The organism is Streptococcus sp. Marseille-Q6488 (assembly GCF_946902925.1).
GTDB lineage: Bacteria > Bacillota > Bacilli > Lactobacillales > Streptococcaceae > Streptococcus.
Window position 1 is genome coordinate 13,534 of record NZ_CAMPPZ010000008.1, and the last position, 13,893, is coordinate 27,426.

Genomic DNA, 13,893 nt, shown 5'->3' on the forward strand with positions numbered 1-13,893 from the left:
ATAAAGATTACACCTTGTTTTTGATTTTTAGTATAGTAACGTCAAATGTAGCTCCTTACATTCATTCCTAACTCCTAAAATAAGAATCACTGCTTTCCTCAGGTTGGTCTGGGGAGGGCAGTGGTTTTTTACCTTATTTAGATAATTATCCGAATCAGATGATATAAACAATATTAAAATGATAACAGGTGATTAAAATATTAAAATTTCTTATATCTTTATTAATTTTTATTAAGTAGATTTTTAGAATAAAGTAGCTTATAATAAGAGTGCAATGAAAGCGCTTAACATTGTGAAAATTCATCTTGTTCTGATTTAAGAGATCTATAGATACAAATTTTTAAGCAGTCGTATATAGATGTATGTCATTTACACAGTTCTATATACTTAAAAATTTATACAATGATCAATTTAAACGAGGTAGGTGAAAAAATGATAAAAGTTGTTCTCTATTCTTTTTAGGAACAAGAAATTTTACATGAGGTTATTCAAATGAAAAAAACACCCAATCGATGGTTAATTTTGGCAGCAGCCATTTTAACGAATCTATCTCTAGGTGCTGGTTACGCCTGGTCAGTTTTTCAAAAGGCGCTGCTAAAAACCAATTCTAGTCAAGGATGGGTTCAATCCCAAACTTCTTTGGCCTTTAGTATTTCTTTTGCAATGGTACCTGTTGGTATGATTATTTTCGGTCCTAAGGTTGATTCAGCAGGACCTAAGAAATTTGTATTCCTAGGTGGTATTCTCTTCGGTGCTGGTATGTTTGCTACTGGATTTGCTACTTCTCTTCCAGTCCTTTACCTCACTTACGGGGTTGTCCTAGGACTTGGTATTGGTTCAGCTTATGGAGCATCTACTTCAGTTGCCACTAAGTGGTTCCCAGATAAAAAAGGTTTAGCTGGTGGTTTGACAGCAGCAGGTTTCGGGTTAGGGCCGCTCATTATCGGTCCAGTTGCCAAAGCTTTGATTGCTTCTATGGGTGTTTACTCAACATTCAAAGTATTGGGTATCATTCTTCTAATTGTTATTTGCACTTCTTCATTGGTAATGGAGAAAGCTCCTGCAGCAGCGCCGGTAGCTGGAACAGCTCAACCAGAAGGTAAAACTTACAAAGAAATGCTTCGTGATGGAAATTACTGGCTTCTATGGTTGATTTACGTTCTTGGTGCTACTGGTGGAATGATGATTATCGGTACTGCAGCATCAATTTCTGACCAGTATAAACTTGTAGGAGAAGCTACACTCTTCGTTATGCTGGTATCTATCGCTAATACATTTGGTCGTATCTTCTGGGGTACGGTATCTGATAAGATTGGTCGCTATCCTACCGTTATTGCCATGTTTGGAGCGGTTGCTACTGGTTTGTTGCTCACAGCCTTATTCAAAGGTCCTGGAAGCATCTTGGCCATCCTTGGAATTATGATGGTTGCCTTGTCATTTGGAGGCTTCCTCGGTTCATTCCCAGGAATTACTGCTGAAAACTGGGGAGTTACATACGTAGGGACAAACTATGGATGGATGTTTACTGCTTATGGCGTAGCTGCTATTGCTGGTCCTCAGTTAGGAGCACGTCTTGCACAGGCAAACCAAGGAGATTACACAATGGCCTTCTTTATCGTTATCGGCATGGCTATCCTTGGTATTCTACTCCAACTGTTCTATATGGCTAAAGCTAAAAAAGTTTAAAAATGAATCTTTGGAAAATCCAAGGATTTTTTAAAATATGATTGATACTAAGTGTAGTGTACAAGAAATTTTTTTCTAAATTGAAATATAGCAATTTCCAGTCAAATAAATTGCATTCGTTTTCTTAAGCAGGTATACTAGTATGGATAAATAAAAAATTTAGAAAATTTAAGAATAGAAAAGAGAACAAATCTTATGGCAAAAGATATTCGTGTCTTACTTTACTACCTTTATACTCCAATTGAAAATGCAGAGCAATTTGCTGCAGACCACTTGGCTTTCTGTAAATCAATCGGTCTTAAAGGCCGTATCCTAGTCGCTGACGAGGGAATTAACGGAACAGTTTCAGGGGATTACGAAACAACTCAAAAATACATGGACTACGTTCACAGCCTCCCAGGCATGGAAGACCTCTGGTTCAAGATTGACGAAGAAAGTGAACAAGCCTTCAAGAAGATGTTTGTTCGCTACAAGAAAGAGATTGTCCACCTTGGTTTGGAAGACAACGACTTTGACAATGACATTAACCCACTTGAAACAACAGGTGCTTACTTGTCTCCAAAAGAGTTCAAAGAAGCGCTTCTTGATAAAGATACCGTTGTCCTTGACACACGTAACGATTATGAGTACGACCTAGGACATTTCCGTGGGGCTATCCGCCCAGACATCCGCAACTTCCGTGAGTTGCCACAGTGGGTCCGTGATAACAAGGAAAAATTCATGGACAAGCGTGTCGTGGTTTACTGTACAGGTGGGGTTCGCTGTGAGAAATTCTCAGGCTGGATGGTTCGTGAAGGTTACAAAGATGTTGGCCAATTGCACGGAGGAATCGCAACTTACGGTAAAGACCCAGAAGTTCAAGGTGAGCTTTGGGATGGAAAAATGTACGTCTTTGACGAGCGTATCGCCGTTGATGTCAACCATGTCAACCCAACTATCGTAGGGAAAGACTGGTTTGATGGAACACCATGTGAACGTTATGTCAACTGTGGAAATCCCTTCTGTAACCGTCGTATCTTGACATCAGAAGAAAATGAAGACAAGTACCTTCGTGGATGCTCACACGAGTGCCGTGTTCACCCACGTAACCGCTATGTTTCAGAACATGAATTGACACAAGCTGAAGTGATTGAGCGCCTAGCCGCTATCGGTGAAAGCTTGGATCAAGCAGCTACTGTATAAGATCAAACAGTCCTCAGGGGCTGTTTTTCTATGCTTTGTACTCAAAAATCTAATACTCAATGAAAATCAAAGAGCAAACTAGGAAGCTAGCCGCAGGCTGTACTTGAGTACGGCAAGGCGAAGCTGACGCGGTTTGAATTTGATTTTCGAAGAGTATAAAGTTTGTTTTTGTATCTTTCAGAAAAATAAGGTATACTATATGTAAACGATTTCAAAGGAGCCCAGTTATGGCGAAAACATTTTTTATTCCAAATAAACAGAGCATTTTAGGAGAACAGGAGATTTTGACTGCCAAGTCGATCTTGGCCTTGCTAGACGGTTTGGAGTCGCATAGTTATGATGCTGTCTATCTCCGTCAGCCTCTTAACCGTCTCGAGTATATCGAATGTGCGATAGTGGGGAAATCGCAATTTCTTTTTAAGGTCAGTTATGCTGATGATCAAAAGGCATATCGTGTCGATCTTCCTGACCTACTCACGAAGACAGACTGGCAGATTATCAAGTCATTTTTAGATGCTCTGCTTGCTTATACAGGAACTGAGATTGAAGGGCTAGATGGTTTTGATTTTGAAGCTTATTTTCAAGCAAGTATTCAAGCCCATTTGGCAGACACTGGAGCGCGCTTTACGATTTGCCAAGGAATTTTTAATCCTGTTTTCTTTAGTCATGAGGATTTGAAAAGCTTTTTAGGGGAAGATGGTTTGGCACAGTTTGAAGCGCGTGTGCGTGCAGTTCAAGAGACCGATGCCTACTTTGCGAGAGTTTCCTTCTATCAGGATGGAGAAGGAAAAGTGCATGGCGTTTACCATCTAGCTCAAGGAGTCAAGACTGTTTTACCGAGAGAGCCATTTGTTCCTGTAGCCTATATGGAGCAATTGGTGGATAAGGAAGTCAAGTGGGAGATTGACTTGGTTCAAATCACAGGAGATGGCTCTAAACCAGAAAACTATGAAGCCATTGCCCGCTTGGACTATGCAAAATTCCTAGAGTCACTACCATCAGCATCTTACCACCAACTAGATGCCAATCAATTAGAAGTGCAACCCATCTTAGACAAAGATTTTAAAACATTAACACAAGAAGAGTAAAGCAGAAGCAGGTCAATTGACTTGCTTTTTTGGCATAGAAAAATCCTGCCATGAAAGACAGGATTGCTACTCAATGAAAATCAAAGAGCAAACTAGGAAGCTAGCCGCAGGCTGCTCAAAACACTGTTTTGAGGTTGTAGATAAGACTGACAAAGTCAGGAACATATATCTACGGTAAGGCGAAGCTGACGTGGTTTGAAGAGATTTTCGAAGAGTATGAAGTTTAAAGAAGGGCCAAGATACGAAGATAATCTCCAATCAGTGCCACTTCAGCTACAAAGAAGAGGAGGATGATCACTCCGTTCACAAGGACAGACAAGAATAACTGATAGAAGGAGTCGGTTTCACTTGCTTGACTTGGTCTTGTAATAATATGGAGATTAGCAAGCAGAATGATTCCAATGCTAATCACACACAAAAGGGCTGTAAATCGTAGGCTGTCAAAGAAGGCAAAGAAACTAGCAGTAGCAGTGAGGAAGATTGGAATTGCCAAGAGTTGACTATATTGTTGGAGAACCTTTTCTAGCGTCCAGTCCTTTTCTTGGTAGATAAATCGTCTCACAACGAAACTACCCAAGAGGAATGAAAAGAAGAAGAGTGTGGTTGCTACTAGGATAGAGATGATTGAAAAGAGAGTTAAAGGAGCTAGTTGTTCAGGGAAGTGGCTGTTTATGGTTGCTATATGTCCATAGTAGGCTTGTTTGATGTGATAGATACTAAAGAAAAAGGAAGATGCAGAAAACAGAATGAGCAAGAGAAAGGCTGTGTAGCTGTGTGTGCTACTTGTTTCAAGCTTGCTTGTAGGAGATTTGATGGCTTCCACTAGCCAAGACCAAAAATCAAGCACTTGCTCTTTCCATTTATCCGTAGATTTTGGAGCTTGGTCGGGGATATAAGGACTTTCTAAGGATTTTCTGAGAAGAAGGGACTCTTTCGTAGTTGTTTTTTGCTGCGGAAGTGCTTCTTGGCTGTCTTCAGCTATAGTGACTTTTTCGGTTTCACTAGGAAGGTCTGACTCTTCTTCAGTAGAATGGGATGCCTTCTTTTCTTCTATTTCTGTTCTCGCTTCACCGTCTTCAGGCGTTTCAATTTTCTCTTCTTGCTGGCTTTCCAATTCGACTTCAGCTTGAGAAACTTCCTTCTCTAACTGAGTATTTTTTTCAATTGGCGTATCGAGATCGGCTATCGTTTCTTCAGCCTTGTCTGCAACATCTTGGAGTTGTTCATCAGGCTTGTTCTTGCTTGTTGTTTTTACAAAATCATTACTTTCAAACCATTCTTGTTTCATGGTAGAACCTCCTTTTTAGTGGGTTATGTGTCATAGTGGTCGATATAAATAGGTTTATTAAGGTCTGTTAGCTGTAGTTTCAAGACTAATATAATCATCAGCCTTAGCGATGAGTTGACCTTTTGCATCAGTTTTTTCAGTTTTGTAAGGGTTGCTTAATTCGTTGGGGTGGCGTTGACTCTCATCTCTCGATAACTGATAAATAGGACCATGGTGACTCGAGAGGTCTAAGTTAATTTCTTGGCTTTCTTTTTGAGTTAGCATGATACTGAGCGCATTTTTAGAAGATAGTTCTACTTTACCATATACTTTAATATTTTCAGCGTGGAAGTGCTTCTCTGTTGACTCTAGCTGACTATCTGTAAGGTCTGTATCAAAGATATTGACGATATTAGGGGTTGTGAGTTTACTGTTTTTGATACGACTTCCTTCAATTCGGAGGAGATAGCCATTTGTATTGAGAGTTGCATTTTCAAGACTAGCATTTATGATGGTGGTTTGTCTGCGATTGGCTGAGATGTTGATTCCTTTTAGGCTTCTTCCTTTTGGAACTTGGAGAATAACTTCATCAAAACGACTAGAGTAGCTGCTTGCGATATGGAGAATCCCGCCAATTCCAGAAGAGAGAAACGGACTTTCAGACAGTTTCTTATCAGTGAGGCTTAGCGTTTTATCGTTTTGATTTGTGACAAGATCATGGTTAGCAGAAATAGATGGATGATAAGAAATGTGAATTTGATCATCGAAAGAGTCTGTGATGGTCAGCGCGTGTTGGTAGAGCGTAATCTCTAGGTTTTCGACTTCCTTGCCAAAGGTCAGTTCTTCCGTACGGCTATCATAGACAGGCTCTTTGGACATGGAAAGTAGGCTCTTGATTCCGTCAGATTGGATACCTACAAAAAGCAGGATAAAGCCGATAACGGTAGTCACCACACCAAAAATGAGAAATCCTTTTGTCAATTTACGCATGCTGGTCACCTCTCTTTCCTTTTTTAAGAACAAATTGCACCAGGCGAACAATGAGTAGGCCGAAGAAGCGGGCTACATAGGAAATACCTAGTAAGACTAGTGAAGAAGCACCGATAGCCAGTAAACCAGAACCAAAAATCAAGATAAAGGCTGATTTAGCTTGGGCGAGGACAGTGAAACTTTCAACTAAAAATAGGAATCCGCCAATGATACCAAGTATGGAAATCGCAAAGAAAGCTAGAATGACAGTCAAGGCTGCCACAAAGATTGCGAACAGGGACACGAGGATGGCGATTCCCAGAGGAATACCGATGGGGGCTGCAAGGAGGGCTAACAAGGCGATATGCAAAATTTGTCGGTTATTTTTTTGAGCGGGTGCCTCATTGATTTTTTTATCGAGAAGATTGGAGAGGACTTCGTGAGCTGCTTCCTTAGGAGTTCCCAAGCTAGCGATGAGTTCTTCTTCTCCCTCGACTCCAGCATCGTCAAAGAGTTCCCTGAAATAGTCCATGGCTTCAATTTGGTCAGTCTGAGGCAGTTTTTTGAGATAAAGTTCTAGCTGAGTCAGGTATTCAGTTCTTGTCATGGCGGATACTCCCTTCTATGATGCCATTGATGGTGTCTGTATAGAGTGTCCATTCATCTTTTAGGGTCAAGAGTTGCTCTATACCACCATTTGTCAAGGAGTAGTATTTGCGCATGCGACCTTGGAACTCTCTAGAATAGGTTGTCAGAAAGCTATTGCCTTCCAATTTTTTGAGAATGGGATAGAGTGTAGATTCTTTGATATTAGCGATCAGCTTAATGGTCTGGCTAATCTCATAACCATAAGAATCATCCTGCTCCAGTACAGCCAAGATGAGAAATTCAATCAAGGCAGAGGATGTTGGAAAGTACATGGGGAACCTCCTTTTCTAATGTGTAATATTTTTATATATAATTTTTCTATACATACATTGTACATCTAAAAGAAAGCCCTGTCAAGAGAAATGTGTAAAATTTTTATATATAAAAAACTCCTAGGAAAAACTAGAAGTTTAGAGGATTTTATCAGCTCTGTCCACAGTAAAGAGGGCTACAGTCATCAGGATATCCACCAGCAAGAGGGCAGCAACAGCTGGCACCCAAGAGTGGAAAAGGTCAAAACTGTAACCAAAGAGGGTTGGCCCAAAGGCTGCTAGGATATAGCCTCCTGTTTGAGATAGGCCGGACAATTGGGCTGTCTTTTCAGGAGCGCTTGTCTTGAGTGAAAAGTTGACCATGAGATAAGGGAAGAGGGCGCTGGTTGCGGTTCCGATGAGGAGATGGATGGCAAGCCAGTAAAAGAAATTACTAACAGGGAAAAAGAGCATGGAAATACCGACCACACCAGCTAGTGAGACCAGAGTGAGCATGAGCTGACGGTTGTGAGTTGACAAGCTGGTTGTCAGGCTTGGGATGGTCATTGAAAAAGGAATACTAATCAGAGAGAAGATAGAGGTCAGCAAGCCAGCTTCGTGACTGGATAGGCCTGCATGGATAGCCATGGTAGGTAACCAAGTCATAGCAGTGTAAAAGAGCAAGGATTGAAAACCTGCAAAGACAATAACTGCCCAGACCTGTTTATTACGCAAGACCTTTGTTTGACTTTTTTGTTTGGTTTGTGGAGCCAGTCTGTGATTATAGCGGTGATTTGGCAACCAGACCAAAAAAGTTGCTAGGCAGAGCAGGGTGAGGAGGATGATAAGGCATTTCCAAGAGCTGGCTTGTGTAATGGGCACGGCTAGATAGGAGGCCAGAGCCGTTGCAATCCCCATAGAGGTTACATATAAGGTGGTCAGAAAACCAATTTTCTTTGGTTGATTGGCTTGGATAAGACTAGGAAGCAGCACATTGATGACTGCGATACTTGCCCCAACCATCAAGGTTCCTAGATAGAGCAGGGGCAGATTGATTAGTCGAATGAGAGAACCGATGGTCAAGAAGAAAAGGCTGTAGGTGAAGAGATGCTCCAAGCCGATTTTCTGAGCCAGTCGGGTAGAAAAGAGCGAGAAGAGGGTAAACATAAGGAGAGGAAGGCTGGTCAAGACACCAAGCGAACTAACTTCTACTCCCAGGCCTTGCGAAATATCTCCCAAAATAATGGGTAAAACAGTAAAAGGAGTCCGCAAGGAAACACCAATCAGGATAATACCTGGAACAAAAAAGAGTGATTGCTTTTTCATAATAATACCTCTTCTAGCTGATTTTAATAACAGCTTATTTTAAGGTTTTTTGACTATAATGTCAAGTAAGGTTTCTGGCTTTCAAGATAAAAATGGGAAAGTCTTGAAAATTATGATAAAATAGTGGAAGGAAATCTATACATTGGAGAAAAACTGTGTCTGAAAAGCAAAAAATCAGCGTATTGATGTCGGTCTATATCAAGGAAAATCCGACATTTTTAAAGGATGCTATTGAGAGTGTTCAAAATCAGACCCTGAAACCGAGCGAATTGGTTCTGGTTGAGGATGGGCCTTTGACACCTGAGCTCTATCAGGTATTAGACCAGCTTGAAGTTGAGTCTGATATTCCAGTGAAACGCTATCCTCTTGAGCAGAATCAAGGTTTGGGTCTGGCTCTTCGACAGGGTGTTTTGCAGTGTCAGTATGATATTATTGCCCGTATGGATACGGATGATATAGCTGTTCCAGACCGTTTTGAGAAACAGCTTCAGCTAATGGAGAAGGACCACCTCGACCTATTAGGTGGCCATATTGCAGAGTTTATTGACAATCCTGATGAGATTGTTTCTTACCGTCGTGTTCCGACTCAACATGCAGAGATTGTAGCTTATCAAAGGATGAGAAGTGCCTTTAACCACATGACTGTCATGTTCAAGAAGGACATGGTTCTCAAGGCAGGCAACTATGAGGATGGCCTTTATATGGAGGATGACCTCCTCTGGCTCAATATGATTGCTGCAGGAGCCAAGACTGGAAATCTGGATCAAATCTTGTGTCAGGTTCGTGTCGGAGCAGGGATGTTTGAGCGTCGTGGGGGACTACGTTATCTCAAACTCTATCGTCAGGCTCGTCAGCGCATGCTGAAGAGAGGGCAAATTTCTTACCTGGAGTATGCCAAGAGTGTTGCCATTCAGATGGTTGTTGCTCTTTGTCCAGGATTTATCAGACAGTTTATTTTTATGAAACTGTTAAGAAAAAGCAATTAAAAGATTGTAGCAAATCGTAAACTAGAGAAAAAGTGTTATAATAACAATGTAATCATCCAGCTCTTTTAAGGAGGAGTAAATTTCTATGAATAAAAAACTCACAGATTATGTGATTGATCTGGTGGAAATTTTAAATAAACAACAAAAGCAGGTTTTCTGGGGAATATTTGATATTTTGAGTATGGTGGTTTCCATCATTGTATCTTATATTTTATTTTATGGGCTGATTAATCCAGCACCTGTTGACTACATTATCTATACGAGTTTAGCCTTCCTGTTTTATCAATTGATGATTGCATTTTGGGGCTTGAACGCGAGTATTAGTCGTTACAGCAAGATTACGGATTTCATGAAAATCTTTTTTGGTGTGACTGCGAGCAGCGTCTTGTCATATAGTATCTGCTATGCCTTCTTGCCACTCTTTTCAATCCGTTTCATCATTCTCTTTATCTTGTTGAGTACCTTCTTGATTTTATTGCCACGGATTACTTGGCAGTTAATCTACTCCAGACGCAAAAAAGGCAGTGGTGATGGAGAACACCGTCGGACCTTCTTGATTGGTGCTGGTGATGGTGGGGCCCTCTTTATGGATAGCTACCAACATCCAACCAGTGATTTGGAACTGGTCGGTATTTTGGATAAGGATTCTAAGAAAAAGGGCCAAAAACTTGGTGGGATTCCTGTTTTGGGTTCATATGATGAATTGCCTGAATTAGCTAAACGCCATCAAATCGAGCGTGTTATCGTTGCGATTCCGTCGCTTGACCCGTCAGAATATGAACGTATCTTGCAGATGTGTAATAAGCTGGGTGTAAAATGTTACAAGATGCCTAAGGTTGAAACTGTTGTTCAAGGACTTCACCAAGCAGCTACTGGCTTCCAAAAAATTGATATTACGGACCTTTTAGGTCGTCAGGAAATTCGTCTTGACGAATCGCGTCTGGGCGCAGAACTGACAGGTAAGACCATCTTAGTCACAGGGGCTGGTGGTTCAATTGGTTCTGAAATCTGTCGCCAAGTTAGTCGCTTCAATCCTGAACGCATTGTCTTGCTCGGTCATGGGGAAAATTCAATCTACCTTGTGTATCATGAATTGATTCGTACATTCCAAGGGATTGATTATGTACCTGTGATTGCAGATATTCAAGACTATGACCGTCTGTTGCAAGTCTTTGAGCAGTACAAGCCAGCTATTGTTTATCATGCGGCGGCCCACAAGCACGTTCCTATGATGGAGCGCAATCCAAAAGAAGCCTTCAAAAACAATATACGTGGAACCTACAATGTTGCTAAGGCTGTTGATGAAGCCAAAGTACCTAAGATGGTTATGATTTCGACAGATAAGGCGGTTAATCCACCAAATGTTATGGGAGCAACCAAGCGCGTGGCGGAGTTGATTGTCACTGGCTTTAACCAACGTAGCCAATCGACCTACTGTGCAGTTCGTTTTGGAAATGTTCTTGGTAGCCGTGGTAGTGTGATTCCAGTCTTTGAACGTCAGATTGCTGAAGGTGGGCCTGTAACGGTGACAGATTTCCGCATGACCCGTTACTTTATGACCATTCCAGAAGCTAGCCGTCTGGTTATCCATGCTGGTGCTTACGCCAAGGATGGAGAAGTCTTTATCCTTGATATGGGCAAACCAGTCAAGATTTATGACTTGGCTAAGAAAATGGTCCTTCTAAGTGGACACACCGAAAGCGAAATTCCAATCGTTGAAGTTGGAATCCGCCCAGGCGAAAAACTTTACGAAGAACTCTTGGTATCAACCGAACTTGTTGATAACCAAGTTATGGATAAGATTTTCGTTGGTAAGGTTAATGTCATGCCTCTAGAAGCCATCGATCAAAAGATTGAAGAGTTCCGAACTCTCAGAGGAGATGAGTTGAAACAAGCCATTATCGCCTTTGCCAATCAAACAACCCACGTTGAATAAAAAAGAAAAACGCATATTATCAAGTTGTTCATAAGAACCTTGGTAATATGCGTTTTGTTATGTATAGATTACCTCATTTTCTTCTGAAATGGGGTTGTCGCTCAGTCTATGTTATTGAAAATACTCCAAAACTTCTATGGGTTTGTGAGCGATATAATCAGGCTGATAGTTTAGCAAGTCTGCTTGCTCTCCAAATCCCCAAGTGACGGCCAATTTCTGAATGCCTGTTTCTTGAGCTCCCAGCATATCAAACTTGGTATCTCCGATGATGATGGCTTGTTCCGGTGCTAGTTGATGTGTCTGCAAGGCTTGGCGAATGACATCTGCCTTATGGGGTGCTTCAGGGCTGGAACCATAAATGCCATCAAAGAAATGATAGATTCCCAAGTTTTTAGTCATGTCTTGAGCGGTTGGAGTATTCTTTGTAGTGGTGATATAAAGAGGGTAATTGCTCGATAACTTCTCAAGCAAGTCTATAATCTGAGGAAAGAGTTGAGCTTCATGGATGCCCTTTGCCTTGTAGTAAGAACGGTATATCTGGACAGCCTCGGGGATTTGTTCTTTGGGCAGGCAGGTCGCAAAACTACTTTCGAGGGGCGGTCCCATAAAACCACGAATAGTTTTGGCATCAGGGCTAGGGGCCCCCAGCTCTTTAAAGGTATAGGTAAAGGCATTGTGAATCCCGATAGAACTATCAACGAGGGTTCCATCCAGGTCGAAAAAGATAGCTGAGATAGAGGTCATGATTTCTCCTATTTGATAAGCTTATTCTCCGAAAATTTCTTTTTGGAGGCGACGACCAGTAGGGGTGGCAGCGAGTCCACCCTCAGCTGTTTCACGAAAGGCAGTTGGCATGCTTGCTCCCACTTGGTACATGGCATCGATCACTTCATCCACAGGGATTTTAGATTCGATACCTGCTAGGGCCATGTCTGCTGCGATGAAGGCAAAGCTAGCTCCCATGGCATTGCGTTTGACACAGGGAACTTCGACCAAACCAGCAACAGGATCACAGATGAGGCCTAGCATATTTTTAATGACAAAGGCAATAGCTTGACTGGCTTGGTAAGGTGTCCCACCAGCAGCCAGAGTCAAGGCGGCGGCACTCATAGCAGAGGCAGAGCCGACTTCGGCCTGACAGCCACCCTCAGCACCTGAGATAGAAGCGTTGTTTGCGATGACTAGTCCAAAGGCACCAGCAGCAAAGAGGAAATCCAGCTGTTGCTCGTGGCTGAGGTCTAATTTTTCAATAGCAGCAGTGAGAACTGAGGGCAAACAGCCAGCACTTCCAGCGGTCGGAGTGGCACAAACCAAGCCCATTTTGGCATTGTGTTCATTGACTGCTATGGCATTTCGGGCAGCCGAGAGAATCGTGTAATCAGACAAGGTTTTTCCGTTTTTGATGTAGTGATCCAATTTGGCAGCATCTCCACCTGTCAGGCCACTACGAGATTTATTTTCATTGAGGCCGAGTTGGACAGAGGCTTTCATGACTTCCAGATTGCGTTCCATGAGAAGGAGGACTTCTTCACGTTCGCGACCGGTCAATTCAAACTCTGTTGTAATCATGAGTTCTGCGACATTTCCTTGAAAGTCCAGTTCTGCCTGCTCGACCAATTCTTTGATAGAATAAAACATGCTTCCTCCTATTTAAAGAAATTGACATTGTGGAGATGAGGGATTTTTCGAATTTCTTCGATGGCTTCATCACAGTTGCGACTGTCGACTTCGATAATCATAATGGCTTTTTCACCAGCTTTTTCACGAGTAACATTCATCTGGGCGATATTGATACCATAGCGTGAAAGGGCCTCTGTTACGAGGGCAATCATGCCTGGAATATCTTGATGAACGATAATGATAGTTGGTGTATTCATATTGAGAGAGACGGCAAAGCCATTGAGTTCGGTTACCTGAATATTTCCTCCACCGATAGAAATACCAGTCACACTGATGGTCTTGTGCGCATTTTTGACGGTAATTTTAGTGGTGTTTGGATGAGGAGCATTACTGTCTTTCTGAATGGTCCAGACAATCTTAATACCGCGCTTGTGGGCAATTTCTAGGCTATTTGGGATTTCAGGATCATCTGTATCCATGCCCAAAATACCTGCAACAAGGGCTAGGTCTGTCCCGTGACCACGATAGGTCTTGGCAAATGAGTTAAATAGTTGGAATTCGACTTCTGTCGGAGTATCATCAAAAATGGAAGAGACAATCTTCCCAATACGAACAGCACCAGCGGTATGGCTACTAGATGGGCCAATCATGACTGGTCCGATGATATCAAAGACAGATTGAAAGCGAAGTGATTTCATCAGTTTCCCCTTATAAAAATTCTTATCTCTATTATATCAAAGAATGAAGGTCTTGGCTTTAATTGTGGATGAAAACCTTTTTACACTACAAATAGCATAAAAATAGTATCTTTTATGACAAAAAACACATTATTTAGGGAAATAAAAAATAATTTTGTAATATTTCTACATAAAAGTGTCAAGAAACAGTAATATTTAAAAGGTATGATAGAAGTATAGAAAGAAGGAGAATTTTC

13 protein-coding genes are annotated in these 13,893 nt (G+C 41.6%); 5 read left to right on the forward strand and 8 right to left on the reverse strand.

Annotation, left to right across the window (positions count from 1 at the left end; genetic code table 11):
* Positions 1-492 precede the first annotated feature (492 nt).
* The 3 genes from OVN23_RS03215 to OVN23_RS03225 all read left to right on the forward strand — a co-directional run bounded on the left by OVN23_RS03215 (position 493) and on the right by OVN23_RS03225 (position 3,956).
* The gene (locus OVN23_RS03215) at positions 493-1,686 is read left to right on the forward strand and encodes an OFA family MFS transporter (protein ID WP_267240452.1); all 1,194 of its coding nucleotides are present in this window, start codon (positions 493-495) and stop codon (positions 1,684-1,686) included.
* A 195-nt stretch (positions 1,687-1,881) separates the two neighbouring features.
* Positions 1,882-2,868 carry a rhodanese-related sulfurtransferase gene (locus OVN23_RS03220; protein WP_001030028.1) on the forward strand — a complete coding sequence of 329 codons (987 nt, stop codon included), beginning with the start codon at positions 1,882-1,884 and terminating at the stop codon, positions 2,866-2,868.
* Between the two features lie 227 nt (positions 2,869-3,095).
* On the forward strand, positions 3,096-3,956 hold the full coding sequence (locus OVN23_RS03225) for a DUF4299 family protein (protein ID WP_173228647.1): 861 nt from the start codon (positions 3,096-3,098) through the stop codon (positions 3,954-3,956).
* Positions 3,957-4,179: 223 nt separating this feature from the next.
* Here OVN23_RS03225 and OVN23_RS03230 read toward each other — a convergent pair whose 3' ends face one another.
* The 5 genes from OVN23_RS03230 to OVN23_RS03250 all read right to left on the reverse strand — a co-directional run bounded on the left by OVN23_RS03230 (position 4,180) and on the right by OVN23_RS03250 (position 8,417).
* Entirely contained in the window at positions 4,180-5,244 is a 1,065-nt protein-coding gene (locus tag OVN23_RS03230; RefSeq protein ID WP_267240453.1) for a DUF6574 domain-containing protein, read from the reverse strand.
* A 57-nt stretch (positions 5,245-5,301) separates the two neighbouring features.
* Positions 5,302-6,213 (reverse strand): DUF4097 family beta strand repeat-containing protein, encoded by a 912-nt coding sequence (locus tag OVN23_RS03235; RefSeq protein ID WP_112444796.1) that lies wholly within the window; start codon positions 6,211-6,213, stop codon positions 5,302-5,304.
* Complete coding sequence (locus OVN23_RS03240) at positions 6,206-6,799, reverse strand: DUF1700 domain-containing protein (RefSeq protein WP_112444798.1); 594 nt, start codon at positions 6,797-6,799, stop codon at positions 6,206-6,208. The genes OVN23_RS03235 and OVN23_RS03240 overlap by 8 nt, the downstream gene beginning before the upstream one ends.
* Entirely contained in the window at positions 6,786-7,112 is a 327-nt protein-coding gene (locus tag OVN23_RS03245; protein WP_000273857.1) for a PadR family transcriptional regulator, read from the reverse strand. Before OVN23_RS03245 ends, OVN23_RS03240 begins: the two co-directional genes overlap by 14 nt.
* A 138-nt stretch (positions 7,113-7,250) precedes the next feature.
* Positions 7,251-8,417 carry a CynX/NimT family MFS transporter gene (locus OVN23_RS03250; RefSeq protein ID WP_112444800.1) on the reverse strand — a complete coding sequence of 389 codons (1,167 nt, stop codon included), beginning with the start codon at positions 8,415-8,417 and terminating at the stop codon, positions 7,251-7,253.
* A gap of 155 nt (positions 8,418-8,572) precedes the next feature.
* On the opposite strand from OVN23_RS03250, the gene OVN23_RS03255 reads away from it, so the two are divergent.
* Both OVN23_RS03255 and OVN23_RS03260 read left to right on the forward strand, forming a co-directional pair.
* Positions 8,573-9,403 carry a glycosyltransferase gene (locus OVN23_RS03255; protein ID WP_267240454.1) on the forward strand — a complete coding sequence of 277 codons (831 nt, stop codon included), beginning with the start codon at positions 8,573-8,575 and terminating at the stop codon, positions 9,401-9,403.
* An 85-nt stretch (positions 9,404-9,488) separates the two neighbouring features.
* The gene (locus OVN23_RS03260) at positions 9,489-11,339 is read left to right on the forward strand and encodes a polysaccharide biosynthesis protein (RefSeq protein WP_267240455.1); all 1,851 of its coding nucleotides are present in this window, start codon (positions 9,489-9,491) and stop codon (positions 11,337-11,339) included.
* A 111-nt stretch (positions 11,340-11,450) separates the two neighbouring features.
* Here OVN23_RS03260 and OVN23_RS03265 read toward each other — a convergent pair whose 3' ends face one another.
* From OVN23_RS03265 to sdaAB, 3 genes are read right to left on the reverse strand one after another with little or no spacing between them, the layout of a single operon-like run.
* Entirely contained in the window at positions 11,451-12,083 is a 633-nt protein-coding gene (locus OVN23_RS03265; RefSeq protein WP_267240456.1) for an HAD family hydrolase, read from the reverse strand.
* A gap of 21 nt (positions 12,084-12,104) precedes the next feature.
* The gene (sdaAA, locus tag OVN23_RS03270; protein ID WP_000500052.1) at positions 12,105-12,977 is read right to left on the reverse strand and encodes an L-serine ammonia-lyase, iron-sulfur-dependent, subunit alpha; all 873 of its coding nucleotides are present in this window, start codon (positions 12,975-12,977) and stop codon (positions 12,105-12,107) included.
* An 8-nt stretch (positions 12,978-12,985) separates the two neighbouring features.
* Positions 12,986-13,657, reverse strand: coding sequence for an L-serine ammonia-lyase, iron-sulfur-dependent subunit beta (gene sdaAB / locus OVN23_RS03275; RefSeq protein WP_000838912.1), 672 nt, complete (start codon positions 13,655-13,657; stop codon positions 12,986-12,988).
* Positions 13,658-13,893 lie beyond the last annotated feature (236 nt).

What these genes read in the sequence shown, in the direction of transcription:
- OVN23_RS03225 (WP_173228647.1), top strand. Translation starts at nt 3,096, where the DNA reads ATGGCGAAAACATTTTTTATTCCAAATAAACAGAGCATTTTAGGAGAA.
- OVN23_RS03265 (WP_267240456.1), bottom strand. Translation starts at nt 12,083, where the DNA reads ATGACCTCTATCTCAGCTATCTTTTTCGACCTGGATGGAACCCTCGTT.
- OVN23_RS03215 (WP_267240452.1), top strand. Translation starts at nt 493, where the DNA reads ATGAAAAAAACACCCAATCGATGGTTAATTTTGGCAGCAGCCATTTTA.
- OVN23_RS03250 (WP_112444800.1), bottom strand. Translation starts at nt 8,417, where the DNA reads ATGAAAAAGCAATCACTCTTTTTTGTTCCAGGTATTATCCTGATTGGT.
- OVN23_RS03220 (WP_001030028.1), top strand. Translation starts at nt 1,882, where the DNA reads ATGGCAAAAGATATTCGTGTCTTACTTTACTACCTTTATACTCCAATT.
- OVN23_RS03260 (WP_267240455.1), top strand. Translation starts at nt 9,489, where the DNA reads ATGAATAAAAAACTCACAGATTATGTGATTGATCTGGTGGAAATTTTA.
- sdaAB (WP_000838912.1), bottom strand. Translation starts at nt 13,657, where the DNA reads ATGAAATCACTTCGCTTTCAATCTGTCTTTGATATCATCGGACCAGTC.
- sdaAA (WP_000500052.1), bottom strand. Translation starts at nt 12,977, where the DNA reads ATGTTTTATTCTATCAAAGAATTGGTCGAGCAGGCAGAACTGGACTTT.
- OVN23_RS03240 (WP_112444798.1), bottom strand. Translation starts at nt 6,799, where the DNA reads ATGACAAGAACTGAATACCTGACTCAGCTAGAACTTTATCTCAAAAAA.
- OVN23_RS03245 (WP_000273857.1), bottom strand. Translation starts at nt 7,112, where the DNA reads ATGTACTTTCCAACATCCTCTGCCTTGATTGAATTTCTCATCTTGGCT.
- OVN23_RS03230 (WP_267240453.1), bottom strand. Translation starts at nt 5,244, where the DNA reads ATGAAACAAGAATGGTTTGAAAGTAATGATTTTGTAAAAACAACAAGC.
- OVN23_RS03235 (WP_112444796.1), bottom strand. Translation starts at nt 6,213, where the DNA reads ATGCGTAAATTGACAAAAGGATTTCTCATTTTTGGTGTGGTGACTACC.